Source organism: Bradyrhizobium manausense (assembly GCF_018131105.1).
GTDB lineage: Bacteria > Pseudomonadota > Alphaproteobacteria > Rhizobiales > Xanthobacteraceae > Bradyrhizobium > Bradyrhizobium manausense_B.
In genome coordinates, this window is sequence record NZ_JAFCJI010000001.1 from 1,639,023 (window position 1) to 1,655,404 (window position 16,382).

Genomic DNA, 16,382 nt, shown 5'->3' on the forward strand with positions numbered 1-16,382 from the left:
GCACGTAGGTTTTGCCGTGAGAGGCCTTATATAATGTCCGTCGACGCTGCTACCGTCCGCCGCATCGCGCATCTGGCGCGCATTGCGGTTTCCGAGGGCGAGGTTCCGCATCTGCAGGGCGAGCTCAACGCCATGCTCGCCTTTGTCGAGCAGCTCTCGGAGGTCAATGTCGAGGGCGTGGAGCCGATGACCTCGGTCACCCCGATGCAGATGAAGAAGCGGCAGGACGTCGTCAATGACGGCGAGATCGCTGACGATATCGTTGCCAACGCGCCTGCGACCGAAGGGCACTTCTTCCTGGTGCCCAAGGTCGTCGAGTAACTTTAGGGCATTGTCCGATGTGCATGCTTTGCGACGATGAGAAGGCCTATCAGGCCTACATGAACTACCTCGACAAGATGGAGCGGCAGGGCAAGGCTGCCGATCCCAATGTCGCCGTCAATGCCGTGCTCGACGAAATGCAGGCCGCCGCGAATGCGGCCGCCAAGAAAGACGACCCGGCCAACGACAAGACCCTGTCTCCGTTCTTCTGCAGCCCGATCAATAAATAAATGACCGATTTGACATCGCTGACGCTCGCCGAGGCCCGCAAGGGCCTCGCGGCAAAAACCTTCACGTCGCTCGAACTGACCGACGCGCATCTGAGCGCGATCGAGGCCGCGCGCGTGCTCAATGCCTTCGTGATGGAGACGCCCGACCAGGCGCGCAACATGGCGCGCGAGGCGGACAGCAAGATCGCCAAGGGCGACGCCGGCCCGCTCGCGGGCATCCCGCTCGGCATCAAGGATCTGTTCGCGACCAAGGGCGTGCGCACCACGGCGTGCTCGAAGATCCTCGGCAATTTCGTCCCGACCTATGAGTCCACCATCACCTCGCAGCTCTGGCGCGATGGTGCCGTAATGCTCGGCAAGCTCAACAATGACGAGTTCGCGATGGGTTCGGCGAACGAGACCTCGTGCTTCGGTCCCGTCGGCAATCCCTGGCGCCGCGAGGGAAGCAACACCACGCTGGTGCCGGGCGGCTCGTCCGGCGGCTCGGCGTCGGCCGTGGCGGCGCTGCTCTGCATGGGCGCGACCGCGACCGACACCGGCGGCTCGATCCGCCAGCCGGCGGCGTTCACCGCGACCGTGGGTATGAAGCCGACCTATGGCCGCTGCTCGCGCTGGGGCATCGTGGCTTTTGCGTCCTCGCTCGACCAGGCCGGTCCGATTGCGCGCAGCGTTCGCGACAGCGCGATGCTGCTGCGCTCGATGGCCGGGCATGACCCGAAGGATACGACTTCGGTCGACATGGCCGTGCCGGATTACGAGGCCGCGATCGGCAAGTCCGTGAAGGGTATGAAGATCGGCATCCCCAAGGAATATCGCCTCGACGGCATGCCGGCCGAGATCGAGAAACTTTGGACCGACGGGGCGGCCTGGCTGAAAGCCGCCGGTGCCGAGCTGGTCGAGGTGTCGCTGCCGCACACCAAGTACGCGCTGCCGGCCTATTACATCGTGGCGCCGGCGGAGGCGTCCTCCAACCTCGCGCGCTATGACGGCGTCCGCTACGGCCTGCGCGAGCAGGGAAAGAACATCATCGAGCTCTACGAGAACACCCGCGCCGAAGGATTTGGCGCGGAGGTGCGCCGCCGCGTCATGATCGGCACCTATGTGCTCTCGGCCGGGTATTACGACGCGTATTACCTTCGCGCCCAGAAGGTGCGCACGCTGATCAAGAAGGACTTTGAGGATTGCTTCGCCAAGGGCGTCAACGCGATCCTCACGCCGGCGACGCCGTCGGCCGCTTTCGGCATCGGCGAGAAGGGCGGCGCCGATCCCGTCGAGATGTATCTCAACGACATCTTCACGGTGACCGTGAACATGGCGGGCCTCCCGGGGATTGCCGTGCCATCAGGCAAGGATCGCCAGGGCCTGCCGCTCGGCCTGCAACTGATCGGCCGTCCGTTCGAGGAGGAGACGTTGTTCTCGCTCGGCGAGGTGATCGAGCAGGCCGCCGGCCGCTTCACGCCCGCGAGGTGGTGGTGAATGTCGCTGATTTCATCGCGAGCCTCGACGGCGCGGCGCCGGCGCCCGGCTTAAGCGCGCCGCTTGTCGGCCTCTGGTGGGCTGCGAAGGGCGACTGGGACCAGTCGCACAAGATCGTTCAAGACGACAATGGCCGCGACGCCGCCTGGGTGCACGCTTATCTGCACCGCGTCGAAGGTGATCTCGGCAATGCCGGCTACTGGTATCGCCAGGCCGGCAAACCCGCGGCAAAGGATTCATTGGAAGCGGAGTGGCAACGGATCGCTGCCACGCTGCTTGGGAGCACAACATGAGCACGGCCACGCACAAGCTTCTCAAGGGCGCCACCGGCGACTGGGAGATGGTCATCGGCATGGAGATCCATGCCCAGGTGACGTCGAATTCGAAACTGTTCTCGGGTGCTTCGACCGCGTTCGGCGGCGAGCCGAACACCCACGTGTCGCTGGTCGATGCCGCGATGCCGGGCATGCTGCCCGTCATCAACGAGGAATGCGTCAGGCAGGCTGTCCGGACCGGGCTCGGTCTCAACGCGAAGATCAATCTGCGTTCGGTGTTCGACCGGAAGAACTATTTCTATCCGGACCTGCCGCAGGGCTACCAGATCAGCCAGTTCAAGTCGCCGGTGGTGGGCGAGGGTGAGGTGATGGTCGAGCTCGACGGCGGCCGCAGCGTCGCCATCGGCATCGAGCGGCTGCATCTCGAACAGGACGCCGGCAAGTTGCTGCACGACCGGTCGCCGACCATGTCCAATGTCGATCTCAACCGCTCCGGCGTGGCGCTGATGGAGATCGTCTCCAAGCCTGATATCCGCGACGCCGAGCAGGCCAAGGCCTATGTGACGAAGCTGCGCTCGATCCTGCGCTATCTCGGGACCTGCGACGGCGACATGGAGAAGGGCAGCTTGCGCGCCGACGTGAACGTCTCCGTGCGCAAGCCGGGCGCGCCGCTCGGCACCCGCTGCGAGATCAAGAACATGAACTCGATCACCTTCATCGGCCAGGCGATCGAGTACGAAGCGCGGCGCCAGATCGAGATTCTCGAAGACGGCGGCGCGATCGACCAGGAAACGCGGCTCTACGACCCCAACAAGGGCGAGACGCGCTCGATGCGCTCGAAGGAAGAGGCGCATGACTACCGCTACTTCCCCGATCCGGATTTGCTGCCGCTGGAGTTCTCGCAAAGCTTCGTCGACGAGCTGAAGGCAGGGCTTCCGGAACTGCCGGACCAGAAGAAGACGCGCTTCGTCGCCGACTTCGGCCTCTCCGCTTATGACGCGAGCGTGCTGGTCGCCGAGCGCGAGAGCGCGGTGTTCTACGAGACGGTGCTCGACAAGCTCGGCAACCGTGCGCGCGACGGCAAGATGGCGGCGAACTGGGTGATCAACGAGCTGTTCGGTCGTCTCAACAAGGAAGGCCGTGATATTACGGGCTCTCCCGTCTCGTCCGAGCAACTCTCGGGGATCATCGACCTGATCGGCGAGGGCACGATCAGCGGCAAGATCGCCAAGGATCTGTTCGAGATCGTCTGGCAGGAGGGCGGCGACCCGCGTGCGCTGGTCGAAAGCCGCGGCATGAAGCAGGTCACGGATCTTTCTGCGATCGAAAAGGTTGTCGACGACATCATCGCGGCCAATCCCGACAAGGCCGCGCAGGTGAAGGACAAACCGCAGTCGCTCGGCTGGTTCGTCGGCCAGGTGATGAAGTCATCCGGCGGCAAGGCGAACCCGCAGGCGGTCAACGAGCTGCTCAAGTCCAAGCTCGGCGTCTGATCTTGCGCGCTCGGACGAGGTGACGACATGCTTCGTCACCTCGCTGAGAGTTCGCGATGCGACACTCTCGCGCGTCGTCGGCGGCAATCATCATCCCAATCAGGTGCGATGCGACGACCGAATCGCAATCCCGCGATTCGCGCAAAACGGCGGCTTGCACACGCTCAGACGAGCCCTTCGGCCGTTAAGCATGAAAATAATTTCGTTGCCAAAATTCGCGACTCAGAGTCCGCGACTCGCCTTCGCAAGGTGATCGCGCGCTCTGCGGCGTGCGTCATCACGTCGATCATTCGTGATGTGCGCGCGCAGAATAATACTTGCCGCATAGGATATTCTTGCAATCGCGGCGCTCGCTGACGTCGATGTCGCGAGAAGCATTTGCAATCGCGGACGCGTGTCTCTGTGCGTCGGCAAATCAAGCGCGGCTGGCGCACGCGCGTTACGTCGTCAACACTTCCTTAAGTGAGAAGATGTTTTTTTCGTCGTGTTGGTGTATTCGGGGTGAGTGCATTCGATCCCCGAATGCGCACAGCGATTAAAGCCATCTCACACATCGGAGGGCAACATGGCCAAGAAAGCAAAGAAGGCGAAGAAGGCGAAGAGCGCAGTGAAGAAGACTGCGAAGAAGACCCGCAAGGTCGCGAAGAAGAAGAAGTAACTTCGCTTCTGAAGTTGCCGGCTCCTAGCAGCCGGCACGTCATCAGCGCCTCCTAGAGGTTCTGGTCGACGATAGAGGGTGTCGGCGAGACATCAGGTCAACGGTCGGATCGTCAACTTCGCGAGCTTGCTCGTCAAAGTCCGGTCCGGCAGAAGAAACAAGTTTTCTTCGTTCGGTGCGGCTCTCCTTCAAAGGGGCTCCGCAATTCCACAAGCGGCCTTCGGGCCAATTTGGAATCTGGTCCTGACGTGTTCGCCGACGCCCTCGTTCCCTGAGGCCGGGGTATTGCCGGCAACCCTTTTCCCCACATTGTTGATCTGACCGCGACGTAGCCGCGCTGCGCTGTCGCGTTGCCTGCACCAAGCGGGCGAGGGCCGTGGCGAACTGTCGTTGCCGCGACGGCATTGCCCGGGTGTGTGGCTCCGAGCACGCAGGCGGCCATCCCGGCGCGCCGTACCTCGCAAAATGTAGCCACCGTACGCGCGCCACCGCGCCTGATGGTTATCGATGTCCCAAAATCCCAAGGTAAACCGAATCTGACGAATCGCAGAAGTGCCTGCGGATCAGGGATTTCCTGGATTCGCCACGCGGACGGCGCGGCCTCGCGTTTACGTCTGCTTCATCGCGATGCTTAAACTGCGATTCAAATTTCCCCGCCATCATCGCCTCCAACAAGCCGGCAAACGGCATCGGGCAAGAAGCCCTGGGGATGAGTTGAACAGTGCGGGATCCAGAAAGATCACGCACATCAGAGTTGGACGGGAGCCGCGCTCGGGGGAACGAGGCGGCATAAGAAAAAGGGGATGTGTCATGTTTCAGGGTACTTTCGATCTCGATACGGCGACGCCGATCGATGCCAGCGCGCTGTCGGACGTTCTGTTCGAGCGCGGGATCTATTGGGCGAGCGGCCGCTCCGGCCTGGTTGACCTCGTCGCCGCGCACAAATGGTTCAACCTCGCAGCCCTGAAGGGTCGCAAGGACGCCGTCACGCTGCGCCAGGAAGTGGCCGGCCAGATGTCGGAGTCCGAGATCTCGGCCGCGCAGCGCGAGGCGAGGGCGTGGGTGTCCGCGCACTAAGTCGAGCGCGGCGCATCCGGCTCCGCGGTTTCATGGGGCGATTGGGTTGCGCTAAATCAAGCTCTCGGGGCGTGCCGCCATCCAGACCCGTGCGGCATGAGCGATCCCGACAAGAGCCACTCAGGACTGAGTTCAGGACCAGGCGAATGGCTGCCGATTCAGCTCGCGCCTGACGATTGCGATCTGGAACTCGGACAGCCGCACAAAACAGGCATTCTGCCGCTCAGCTTTCCATGCCGCCGCCGGGCCGGTGTCTGGTTCAATGTCTGGGCGGACGAGGCCGTGCTGATCTCGCCGTCGCATTGGCGAATCTGGCGTCGCGAACCTAGCCGCACGAACACCCATATATAAGGAAAGCGCGCGTCGGTCTCAGCTCGCCCGCGCAAAAACCTTGCGCCTGGCTTTTGCAGCCGAGCGACGACCGCTTGCAGATGAAGAAATGCACAGAGCCTGATTCTGGGGCTGGGTGGCGGAGAGAGAGGGATTCGAACCCTCGATACAGCTTGAGACCGTATGACGCTTTAGCAAAGCGTTGCCTTCAGCCACTCGGCCACCTCTCCGGTGCGAGCCTTATGCATCTAATTCCTTGGGCGGGTCAATTTGGAAGCGTGTGTTTTCGTTCAAATATTCCCAACGAATTCCGCACGCATGCGCGCCAAGAGAGACGGCTTGCTCTCAGGTTTGAGAAGCGCCGTGCCGAAAGGGCGGGCTCGGATCCAACGCGTTTGGACGCGACGGCAGAGGTCAACCCCGCCGACGAATCTATGTCTCTCCAAATAAGTAATTGAATTTGCTGGAGAGTTTCTGCATGGCCAGCTTTCCGAGGAAGATGCCAGCTGGCCTACGTCGTCCGACGCCGATGAAGGACTGACCGGCGGGGGAAGGCCTCCGTCTCCATTTGCCGGATGCCGGCGCTGATTCTCCAATCGTCCGAATGACTTCAGCTGCAGCGAGAGTCCACGCGTCGTCGGCCGTTTGCACGCGTCCTGGCGGAGATCACCGAGAGTTACGGCGCGTGACTCATCCATCTTGAGTCGATCCACCGATTCCACGATTCGAGCGTGTCAGAGCCGCCCCTGTGTGTAAGCCGACCTCCGCACCGTCGGATCGGGAAATCCCGAGGCAAATGGAACCGTTCAGAAAACGGTAATGTAAACAATGTGTTGCGAGCGCCGTTCGATCACATCCACGTGTTATTTGTGCAACACTCTCCGGGAAACACGCTTTGCAGGCCCGTTTCGGAGCGTTCTGTTGTTGTGTGTGCAAGGACGTTCGGTAATTGTGACCGGGCGACGGAGGGGGGCATCCCAAGGTCGTCCCGTTTAGGTCTTTCGCTTAAGTCCCTCGCGTTCATGCGGGTGTGTCCGAAGACGCGAAGGCGGCCAGAGCGGTGATTTAAAGGGGGTTGGGGAATTGGCCATTCGGGTCAGTGACCTTCCCTGAAGAGCAACTTGGAGGTTTAACATGAAGTTGGTTAAGAGCCTTTTGCTCGGCTCAGCGGCGGGTCTGATCGCCGTGGGCGGAGCTCAAGCAGCCGATCTCCCCGTGAAGGCCAAGGCGGTCGAATACGTGAAGATCTGCTCGCTGTACGGTGCGGGTTTCTACTACATCCCGGGCACTGACACCTGCATCAAGCTGGGTGGCTACGTCCGTGCTGACTTGGTTCTCGGCGGCGCCGGCGACTACGGCTTCAATCAGAGCTCGGCCTCTGCGAACGGTGGTTCGAACAACCGTCTGACGAACTACTACTACACCCGCGCTCGTATGGACTTCAACGTCGATACCCGCACGGCGACCGAATACGGCGTGGTTCGTACCTATGCTGACATGATCTTCAGCTATGACACGGGCAACGTCACCGGTAGCGCTCCGTCGGCGTTCACCGCTGGTGGCGCGACCCTCGGCCTCTACCATGCGTTCATCCAGTTCGCTGGCTTCACGTTCGGCCGCACCGTGTCGATCTTCGACGCTCCGTGGCAGAGCTATCCGGCTGGCGGTCCCGATACCATTCCGGGCGGCTCCAACCACGTCACCGGTATCAACCAGGTCGCTTATACCGCTGACTTCGGTCAGGGCATCACCGGTTCGCTCGCTTTGGAGAACCCCGATACCCAGTCCAACGGTAACGGCAACCTCTTCAACCTTTCCGGTGCTGCTACCCCGGCGTTCCTGACGGGCGCGTACGGTGGAAACGGCTGGGGCGGAACGCGCTCGCCGGACATCGTCGGTGCTATCCGTGTCGACCAGGCCTGGGGTCTTGCCCAGTTCTCGGTTGCCGCGCATGACCTGCATCCCGGCTACTACGGCACGACCGAACCCACCGGTCACCCCTCCGACAAGTGGGGTTGGGCTGTGCAGGGTGCCTTGTCGATCAAGAACATCCCGACTGGTGCGGGTGACTCGATCAACTTGCAGGCCGTCTACACCGATGGCATGAGCCGTGAAAACTTCCAGGTCCTGTTCCCGCAGACCTTCTTCATGTACAGCGGCACGGGCGTGGCTGGTGCGTATCAGAGCGTCGGCTTCGCCGCCGTCACTGATGGCGTGTTCAGCGCAGCTGGCGGTGGCATCGAGACCACCAAGAGCTGGGGCTTCCGCGGTGGCTTCACCCACAACTGGAACCCCTACTGGGTTAGCGCCATCTACGGTGGCTACGGTGGGGTGAGCTACACCACCAACGCGAAGACCGCGATCTGCGCGACCTTCAACGCCACCTTCGCTGGTTCTGCTGCAACCGCGACCTGTAACCCGGACTTCAACTTCGGCGTTATCGGCGTCAACACCGTCTGGACCCCGGTCAAGAACCTGGCGTTCACGGCAGACCTGAGCTACTCGCGTCTGGACCAGAAGTATTCGGGCACCATCACTGGCCCGAACACTGCGATTGCTACCGCTGCGAAGCCGGCTGCAACGTATGAGCTGAAGGATCAGAACTCCCTGACCCTGCTGCTCCGCGCTCAGCGCACCTTCTAAGTTCGACTATCTACTCGAGCCCCCGGCGGGAAACCGCCGGGGGCTCTTGCTTTTTGGTGACGATGGCCTGATGGGCACATCAATCGAGAGATAATCATCGACGAGAGCAAGACGGACAGAACCGACCTTGTCTTTTGAAGCGAAAGAGGCCGCCCCGAGAGGCGGCCTCTTCGATTCCAGCCTACCGTCACCATCCCGGACTCAGGGCTCTGCAGCTGTCAGAGCTTGCGATATCGCTCCGGCTGGATAGGTGCGCGTCGCAAGTCCTGGAGTTGAAACGCTTCGGTGGGGTCTGGACCGCATGGCCCGACAGGGAGCATCCGCCCTGGCGGTTGCCAGCTGTTTTGACCGCGGATGTCGATAGGGCAGCGAGCATGCGTGCGATCGACAAAGGCAGCAGAGCGAAGTTGGACGTTGCCGGCCTCGTCGTGGCCTTGCTCGTTGTTGTCAGGCCGGCAAATGCTTGCGGCAGGACAGCGGGCAGGGGGGCTGGCATCGAGCGGCCTCACTCAATCCAGGCATGGCCAGAAATTGAGGTGAGCTTCGTTCGTTCGAGAAAGAGCCGGCTCTACTCCACGCTGCCGGCGCCGCGGCGCAGATCGGCATCGATCTGCAGGCGCGTACCGCCGCCGAAGCGGGCGCGGTAGACCTGAAGATTCTCCATGATCCGCTGCACGTAGTTGCGCGTCTCGGAGAAGGGAATCAGCTCCACCCAGTCGACTGCGTCGACCTTGGGGTCGCGCGGGTCGCCGTAGCGGTCGATCCATTTCCTCACGCTGCCGCGGCCGGCGTTATAGGCCGCGAAGGTCATGATGTAGGAGCCGCGATAATCCTCGAGCAGGCCGCCGAGTTCGGCCGCGCCAAGCGTGGCGTTGTAGGACGAATCGTTCTTCAGCCGCGACAGGTCATAGGTTGCGCCGTGCCGCTTGCAGACATAGCGCGCGGCGTCCGGCGTCACCTGCATCAGGCCATAGGCCTGGGCCGGCGACACCACGGAGGGGTTGAATGCGCTTTCCTGGCGCGCGATGGCGTAGACGATGCTGCGCTCGACCTCGGGGCCGATCTGCGAGAATTGCGGAATGCCGTTGACGGGGTAGGCGTAGAAGTCGAACGGCAGGCCGCGATTCAGTGCGGCCTTGCCGACCAGCAGCATGCCGCGCGCGTCGCTATAGCGCTGGGTCAGTTCGCCGAGGCCTGCCAGCGCTTCGGGATCGCCGTTCTCGCCCATGTCGGCAAGCATCGGCACGGCGAGTTCGCGCTCGTCGAGCTCGTAGAGCAATTGCGCCGCGCGCACGATCTCGAGCCGTTCGGCGCCGCGGCCATGCGGCTGGCTGTTGAGCCCGATCTGCGGCAGGCCGAGCTTGGCGCGCGCGAGCTGGCCGTAATAGCTCGTCGATTGCTCGGCGGCGCGAGCGTAGGCGTTGCGCGCTTCCTGCTGGCGGCCGGCGGCCTCCGCCGCGCGACCCTGCCAATAGCCGGCGCGCGCCAGCGTTGTCGGATTGACGCTGCCGACGCCGATGCGGGCAAAATGCTGGGCGGCTGCCGCGGGGTCGTTGAGGAAGCGAAGCGCGATCCAGCCTGCGGTGAACTCCTGCTCGGTCTTGTAGATGTCGCGCGTGGGCAGGGCTGCGTCCCGTGCGATCAGATAGGCGCTGCGGAAGTCCTCGGTGTCGATCATCTTGCGTGCCAGGAGGCGCCGTTCGATCCACCATTCGTCGAGATTGTAGAGCCGGTTCGGATCCTTCGGCGCCGACAGCATCAGCTGAGCCGCTTCTGGAAACTTCTCTTCGCGGCGCAGGAGCTGGATCTTGCTGAAGATGAAGCCGGGATCGCTGTGCAGCTCGCGCGGCACCTCTTCGAGCAGCGCACGCGTATTGGGCGCCTTCCTGTAAGAGGCAATGCGGGCCTTGGCGAGCGCGACATAGCCGGCGCCGAGCCGTCTGGCCGCGCGCAGCGCCGCCTCGTGCTCGCTTCCATAGAGCAGCGTGTCCATCCGCGCCTTCTGGTCACCCGGCGTGAGCAGCGCGCCGAACTGATCAAGCGCGTTGTTCTCGGTGTCTTCCGACATCGGATCGCTGCGCCAGGCTTCGCGCACCAGTCGCTCGGCATTGGCCCGGTCGCCTCGCGCGAGCATCGCCTTTGCGAGCACGAAACGGCCCTTGGCCGAAACAGGGGATTCGTTCTCGAACCACGACCACGCAACTGACGCGTCGCGCCTGTCGTCCCACATCGCAGCTTCAAGACGGCGTCGCAGGAAGGTCTGCGACGGCCAGCTCGGATTGGCGGAGAGGAAGGCGCGGTAGCGCTCGACGCTCGCGCCATTGTCCTCACTGCGCAGGATGATCCATTCCGCGAGCTTTCGCGCGACCGGATCGGAAATCGAATCGGCGTAATTGGTGGCATCGCCGGCCTTGCGCTTGCGCACGAGCTCGATGACGTTTTCCAGCGTGTCCTTGTCGGCTTGCGACGTCGACGAGGTCGCAGCGACCGCGGCCGGCGTGACCGGCTTGCGTGGCGCGGCGTGCTGGCGCGTCGCAGGCGCCAGCACGGGCGTTGCGATCGGTCTGGCGGAGACCGGGGCGGTGGGTCTCACGGCGGCCGTTGCCGCCGGCGTGGCCTTGGGAGCCGAGGCGTTGGAGGCCGGTCGTGACTTCGGAGTGGAGGCCGCGGCTGCGGGCTTCGGCTTGTCCTTCGCGGCATCCTTGCCCGCAGGTTTCTTCGCCGCATCCTTGGTCGGGGCAGGGGCTGCTCCCTTGCCTGCACCCTTGGCGGTTTCTTTACCCGCGCCCTTGGCTGTTTCCTTCGACGTTTCCTTCGACGTCTCCTTGGCGGCGCCTTTCGCGGGCTTCTTCGCGATGTCCTTTGCGGGCTGCTTGGCCGCTGGCTTCGCGGTTCCCTTCGTCGCCTGCTTGGCTGGCTCCTTCGCGGTGTCCTCACTCGTCTCGTTGGACTTGGCGAGCGCGACGCAGCCGATCGACAGGCCGGCCATCAGGCACAGGGCCAGACCGGCAGATCGCCATGCAGCACGAGGAAAGGAGGTCACGGCGGTTCGTCGCCCCGAATCAGTCAATTTGCTCAAGACCTATCTGTACAAGATCTGGCTGTATTTGATTGAATATGCGGACAAAATACCAACAGCCGCTTACCGTCGCCCGGTTTGCACCACCACCGCGGCAAAATCGCGGCTTAAACGGTGCGTCACACGGATGCAGGTCTTTTACCGGCGGGATAGACCCGGTAAGAATGGGGCTTGCTCTAAAATCTCGCCGCGTACGGAGGAAGTCCATGGCAGCCAAGACGAAATTCCGGGGATCGTTCACCGCCTTGGTCACGCCTTTCAAAAATGGCTCGCTGGACGAAGCGGCGTTCCGGTCGCTGGTCAATTGGCAGATCTCCGAAGGCACCAACGGCCTGGTCCCGGTCGGCACCACCGGCGAGAGCCCGACGCTCTCCCACGACGAGCACAAGAAGGTCGTCGAATGGTGCATCGAGGAGGCCAAGGGCCGCGTGCCCGTGATCGCGGGTGCCGGCTCCAACTCCACCAAGGAAGCGGTCGAGCTCGCCCAGCACGCCGAGAAGGCAGGCGCCAACGCCGTGCTGGTGGTGACGCCGTACTACAACAAGCCGACCCAGGAAGGCATGTACCAGCACTTCAAGGCGATCAACGATGCGATCGGCATTCCGATCATCATCTACAACATCCCGCCGCGCTCGGTGATCGACATGTCGGTCGACACCATGAAGCGGCTGTGGGAGTTGAAGAACATCGCCGGCGTCAAGGACGCCACCGCCAGCATGGTGCGCGTGTCGCAGCAGCGCGCGGCGATGGGCGAGGATTTCAACCAGCTCTCCGGTGAGGACGCGACCATCATCGGCTACATGGCGCATGGCGGCCATGGCTGCATCTCGGTGACCTCGAACGTCGCCCCGCGCCTGTGTTCCGAGTTCCACGCCGCTTGGGCGAAGGGCGACACCAAGGCAGCGCTCGCGATCCACGACAAGCTGATGCCGCTGCACAACAACCTCTTCATCGAGAGCAATCCGGCGCCGGTCAAGTACGCGATGTCGCTGCTCGGCAAGTTCGACGAGACGCTGCGGCTCCCGATGGTGCCGGTGTCCGAGCCGACTCGCGTCGCGGTGCGCAGCGCCATGGTGCACGCCGGCCTGATCAACTAGGGGCGTTCGTAGCTTCATCGTCACAGGCAACTCAGGGGGATCACCGATGCTGAAGGAATTCCGCGATTTCGCCATGAAGGGGAATGTCGTCGATCTAGCGGTCGCGGTCATCATCGGCGCCGCCTTCGGCGCCATCGTGACGTCGATGGTCAACGACATCATCATGCCGATCATCGGCGCAATCACCGGCGGCCTGGACTTCTCCAACTACTTCATCGGACTCTCGAGCAAGATCACGGAGCACAATCTCGCCGATGCCAAGAAGCAAGGTGCAGTACTGGCTTATGGCAGCTTCTTCACGCTGGTCGTGAACTTTGCGATCGTCGCTTTCGTGCTGTTCATGGTCATTCGCACCATGAACCAGTTCAAGCGCAAGGAAGAGACCAAGCCCGCGGAACCGCCGAAGCCGTCGGCCGAGGTCATGCTGCTGACCGAGATCCGCGATCTCCTCAAGAAGTGACGCGCGCGCTTCATCCAAACTGTTAGCGTCGCTGCGTATCCCGATCAGGTTTTTCTGTGATGGCCGACAAGAACGAACGACCTATCAAGGTCATGGCGGAAAACCGCAAGGCCCGCTTCAACTATGCGATCGAGGATACGATCGAGGCGGGGATTGCGCTGACGGGCACCGAGGTGAAGTCGATCCGTAACGGCAAGAGCACGATTGCGGAATCCTATGCCGATTCCAAGGATGGCGAGATCTGGCTGATCAACGCCACCATTCCCGAATATCTCCAGGGCAACCGCTTCAACCACGAGCCCAAGCGGCCACGAAAGCTGCTGCTGCATCGTCGTCAGATCAACAAGCTGATGGGAGCGGTCGACCGCGAGGGCATGACGCTGATCCCGCTCAAGCTGTATTTCAACGAGCGCGGGCGGGCCAAGCTGCAGCTCGCGGTTGCAAAGGGCAAGAAGCTGCACGACAAGCGCGAGACCGAGAAGAAGCGCGACTGGAGCCGGGAGAAGGGCCGGCTGATGCGGGCGAGGGGATAATGGAATGACCCAGAAGAACCTGCTCGAGGTTGATTGGAGCCAGATTCCCGCTCCAGCTGACGATGGCGCCGCCGCACACCTGACCGGCCGGACGCTGCCTGCGATCAGCCTGCTCGCGACAGATGACACCTCGATCAATCTGTCGGCGCTTCCGGGCCGGACCGTGGTGTTCGCCTATCCGCGCACCGGCGAGCCTGGCAAGATCGCGCTCGTCGACGATTGGGACATGATCCCGGGCGCACGCGGCTGTACACCGCAAACATGCGCGTTTCGCGACCTGTTCGCCGAACTGAAAGCCGCCGGTGCCGCGCAGGTGTTCGGCCTTTCGACCCAGAGCAACGCTTACCAGACCGAGATGGCGTCGCGGCTGCATCTGCCGTTCCCGGTGCTCTCGGACGAGAAGCTGGCGTTCACGCGCGCCCTGAATTTGCCGACCTTGGAAGTTGCGGGGCTGACGCTGATCAAGCGCCTCGCGCTGGTCGTCGATGACGCCCAGATCACGCGGGTGTTCTATCCGGTGTTCCCGCCCGACCGGAACGCCGGCGATGTGCTGGACTGGCTCAAGGCCAATCCCGCCAAAACCAGGGCCCAATCGAAGCCCTAATCGAGATCGGCTCTCACTTTCGCGAACACGCTGCGGAACATGTCCGGCGTCAGCACGCGGGTGTTCGTGTTGTAGCGGGAGCAGTGATAGCTGTCGTAGAGCCTGAACGCGCCGGCCTGGTGCACGGCGCCGTGGCCGAAGGGGGCTTGCGACGCCTTCAGCTTCAGCGGCTTGAGCACGCTGTCGTGCGCAATCCGTCCGAGCGCGATGATCGCGCGCAGCTTCGGCATCGTTTCGAGATTGGCGACGAGAAACTGCCGGCAGGTATTGATCTCGACCGGCAGCGGCTTGTTCTGCGGCGGAACGCAATGCACGGCATTGGCGATCCGGCAATCGACCAGCTTCAGGCCATCGTCGGGCCGCGCCTGATAGCTGCCCTTGGCGAAGCCATATTCCAGCAGCGTGGCGTAGAGCAGGTCACCGGCATAGTCGCCGGTGAAGGGACGGCCCGTGCGATTGGCACCCTGCATCCCCGGCGCGAGACCGACGATCAGAAGACGGGCCGTGATGTCCCCAAAGGGGGCGACCGGTGCGTTGTGCCACAATGGCTCGCGCGCGCGGTTCGCCTCGCGAAAGGCGACCAGGCGCGGACAGAGCGGGCAGTCACGGTCGGGGACGAGTTTGGAAGCCTGGCGGCGAGACCGGGCCGCCTCACTCCTCGAAGTCGTCATCGCCCCTCGGCGCCATCGTGGTCGCGCGCTGGAGGAACTGCGGGGCGTGGTGGCGGGCCTCGCGCTCGCCGCGATCACGCGGGGCGGGACGCTCGGACGGGTCGCGGCCGAGCTTGGACTGCAACTCGACGAGGTCGGTGAAGACGTCGGCCTGGCGGCGCAGCTCGTCGGCGATCATCGGCGGCTGGCTGGCGATGGTGGAGATCACCGTGACCCGGACGCCGCGGCGCTGCACGGCCTCGACCAGCGAGCGGAAGTCACCGTCACCCGAGAACAGCACCATCTGGTCGATGTGCTCGGCGAGCTCCATGGCATCGACCGCAAGCTCGATGTCCATGTTGCCCTTGACCTTGCGTCGGCCGGAGGCGTCGATGAATTCCTTGGTCGCCTTGGTGACGACGGTGTAGCCGTTGTAGTCGAGCCAGTCGATCAGCGGACGGATCGAGGAATATTCCTGATCCTCGATGATCGCTGTGTAGTAGAACGCCCTCAGCAGCGTCCCGCGGCTCTGAAATTCCTTCAGAAGGCGCTTGTAATCGATATCGAAGCCGAGAGTTTTCGCTGTCGCGTAAAGATTGGCCCCGTCGATGAAGAGCGCGATCTTGTTGGTAGGGGAAGGTGACATTCAGTTTGCTCGCGTAGTGTTCGTGATCATTTGTTTTTTGTTGGCGCGGCAGCAGCAAGCCGCGCAGGTCTAGAGTGCTGCCGAAACCCGTCGAAACCGCAAATCCGGAGAAGTCGGGGCAATCAAGGTATAGTTATGGCGGACTCTCATACACCCGGCGCCGCCCTCGACGGCAGCCCGGGAAACCACCCATCCCAGCCCCAATGTGGGGGTATCAGAGCCGTTTGGCGAGGCCAAATCACAAATTGACCTTGCGAAATCGCCCGGCTCCCTATAACTAGCCCCAATCATCCACATATTTCGTCCCACCCACAACGGAGCGACAGTTCATGGCTCGCGTCACCGTAGAAGATTGTATCGACAAGGTCGACAACCGGTTTGACCTGGTCCTGCTGGCGGCCCACCGTGCCCGCATGATTTCGTCTGGTTCACAACTAACGGTTGACCGTGATAACGACAAGAACCCTGTTGTATCGTTGCGCGAAATCGCCGACACGACGATCTCGCCGGAGGACCTCCGCGAGGAGCTGGTGCACTCCCTCCAGAAGTTCGTCGAGGTGGACGAGCCCGAGCCGGACACCGTGCCGCTGATCGGTTCCGCCGGCGCCAGCGTCGATGCCGACGATACCGAAGTCGCGGTGGAGCGCATGACCGAAGAGGAGCTCCTGAAGGGCCTCGAGGGCCTCGCGCCGCCGGAAGAGCAGCCCGAGGAGGACGAGTAATCGTCTTCTCGCGATCGTCGACTTCTTGTGATCTTATCAAAGGCCCGAACCCGCGTTCGGGCCTTTGCTTTTGTTGGTGTTTTCGTGG

Annotated in this window: 16 protein-coding genes and 1 tRNA gene; 13 read left to right on the top strand and 4 right to left on the bottom strand. The window is 62.7% G+C overall.

What is annotated here, in order from left to right:
• The first annotated feature begins 33 nt into the window (after positions 1–33).
• The 7 genes from gatC to JQ631_RS07665 all read left to right on the top strand — a co-directional run bounded on the left by gatC (position 34) and on the right by JQ631_RS07665 (position 5,881).
• The gene (gene gatC, locus JQ631_RS07635) at positions 34–321 is read left to right on the top strand and encodes an Asp-tRNA(Asn)/Glu-tRNA(Gln) amidotransferase subunit GatC (RefSeq protein WP_007611211.1); all 288 of its coding nucleotides are present in this window, start codon (positions 34–36) and stop codon (positions 319–321) included.
• Between the two features lie 17 nt (positions 322–338).
• Entirely contained in the window at positions 339–551 is a 213-nt protein-coding gene (locus JQ631_RS07640; RefSeq protein WP_092235898.1) for a hypothetical protein, read from the top strand.
• Positions 552–2,027, top strand: coding sequence for an Asp-tRNA(Asn)/Glu-tRNA(Gln) amidotransferase subunit GatA (gene gatA / locus JQ631_RS07645; protein WP_212325183.1), 1,476 nt, complete (start codon positions 552–554; stop codon positions 2,025–2,027).
• Positions 2,018–2,320 carry a hypothetical protein gene (locus JQ631_RS07650; protein ID WP_212325185.1) on the top strand — a complete coding sequence of 101 codons (303 nt, stop codon included), beginning with the start codon at positions 2,018–2,020 and terminating at the stop codon, positions 2,318–2,320. The genes gatA and JQ631_RS07650 overlap by 10 nt, the downstream gene beginning before the upstream one ends.
• Positions 2,317–3,795, top strand: a complete 1,479-nt coding sequence (gatB, locus tag JQ631_RS07655; RefSeq protein ID WP_212325187.1) for an Asp-tRNA(Asn)/Glu-tRNA(Gln) amidotransferase subunit GatB — start codon at positions 2,317–2,319, stop codon at positions 3,793–3,795. Before JQ631_RS07650 ends, gatB begins: the two co-directional genes overlap by 4 nt.
• A 1,468-nt stretch (positions 3,796–5,263) precedes the next feature.
• Positions 5,264–5,530 carry a hypothetical protein gene (locus tag JQ631_RS07660; protein ID WP_212325189.1) on the top strand — a complete coding sequence of 89 codons (267 nt, stop codon included), beginning with the start codon at positions 5,264–5,266 and terminating at the stop codon, positions 5,528–5,530.
• 96 nt (positions 5,531–5,626) lie between these two features.
• The gene (locus tag JQ631_RS07665; protein ID WP_212325191.1) at positions 5,627–5,881 is read left to right on the top strand and encodes a hypothetical protein; all 255 of its coding nucleotides are present in this window, start codon (positions 5,627–5,629) and stop codon (positions 5,879–5,881) included.
• 116 nt (positions 5,882–5,997) lie between these two features.
• Here JQ631_RS07665 and JQ631_RS07670 read toward each other — a convergent pair.
• A tRNA-Ser gene (locus tag JQ631_RS07670) sits at positions 5,998–6,090 on the bottom strand.
• 904 nt (positions 6,091–6,994) lie between these two features.
• Here JQ631_RS07670 and JQ631_RS07675 point away from each other — a divergent pair.
• Positions 6,995–8,503 (top strand): porin, encoded by a 1,509-nt coding sequence (locus JQ631_RS07675; RefSeq protein ID WP_212325193.1) that lies wholly within the window; start codon positions 6,995–6,997, stop codon positions 8,501–8,503.
• Between the two features lie 568 nt (positions 8,504–9,071).
• On the opposite strand, the gene JQ631_RS07680 is transcribed toward JQ631_RS07675, so the two are convergent.
• A complete protein-coding gene (locus JQ631_RS07680) occupies positions 9,072–11,492 on the bottom strand; it encodes a transglycosylase SLT domain-containing protein (RefSeq protein WP_212328529.1) in 2,421 nt (806 codons plus the stop codon).
• A 296-nt stretch (positions 11,493–11,788) separates the two neighbouring features.
• Between JQ631_RS07680 and dapA the strand changes: the two genes are divergently transcribed.
• From dapA to JQ631_RS07700, 4 genes are read left to right on the top strand one after another with little or no spacing between them, the layout of a single operon-like run.
• Complete coding sequence (gene dapA / locus JQ631_RS07685; RefSeq protein ID WP_212325195.1) at positions 11,789–12,679, top strand: 4-hydroxy-tetrahydrodipicolinate synthase; 891 nt, start codon at positions 11,789–11,791, stop codon at positions 12,677–12,679.
• Between the two features lie 46 nt (positions 12,680–12,725).
• On the top strand, positions 12,726–13,139 hold the full coding sequence (gene mscL, locus JQ631_RS07690) for a large conductance mechanosensitive channel protein MscL (protein WP_212325197.1): 414 nt from the start codon (positions 12,726–12,728) through the stop codon (positions 13,137–13,139).
• A 59-nt stretch (positions 13,140–13,198) separates the two neighbouring features.
• Positions 13,199–13,672 (top strand): SsrA-binding protein SmpB, encoded by a 474-nt coding sequence (gene smpB / locus JQ631_RS07695; RefSeq protein ID WP_027530006.1) that lies wholly within the window; start codon positions 13,199–13,201, stop codon positions 13,670–13,672.
• A gap of 4 nt (positions 13,673–13,676) precedes the next feature.
• Entirely contained in the window at positions 13,677–14,276 is a 600-nt protein-coding gene (locus tag JQ631_RS07700) for a peroxiredoxin (RefSeq protein ID WP_212325199.1), read from the top strand.
• Here the strand turns inward: JQ631_RS07700 and JQ631_RS07705 are convergent.
• Complete coding sequence (locus JQ631_RS07705; protein ID WP_212325200.1) at positions 14,273–14,947, bottom strand: uracil-DNA glycosylase; 675 nt, start codon at positions 14,945–14,947, stop codon at positions 14,273–14,275. The genes JQ631_RS07700 and JQ631_RS07705 overlap by 4 nt on opposite strands.
• A complete protein-coding gene (locus JQ631_RS07710) occupies positions 14,928–15,572 on the bottom strand; it encodes a LabA-like NYN domain-containing protein (protein ID WP_148773836.1) in 645 nt (214 codons plus the stop codon). The genes JQ631_RS07705 and JQ631_RS07710 overlap by 20 nt, the downstream gene beginning before the upstream one ends.
• A gap of 329 nt (positions 15,573–15,901) precedes the next feature.
• Here JQ631_RS07710 and rpoZ point away from each other — a divergent pair, with 329 nt between their 5' ends.
• Positions 15,902–16,294, top strand: coding sequence for a DNA-directed RNA polymerase subunit omega (gene rpoZ, locus JQ631_RS07715; protein ID WP_008133017.1), 393 nt, complete (start codon positions 15,902–15,904; stop codon positions 16,292–16,294).
• Positions 16,295–16,382: the final 88 nt, after the last annotated feature.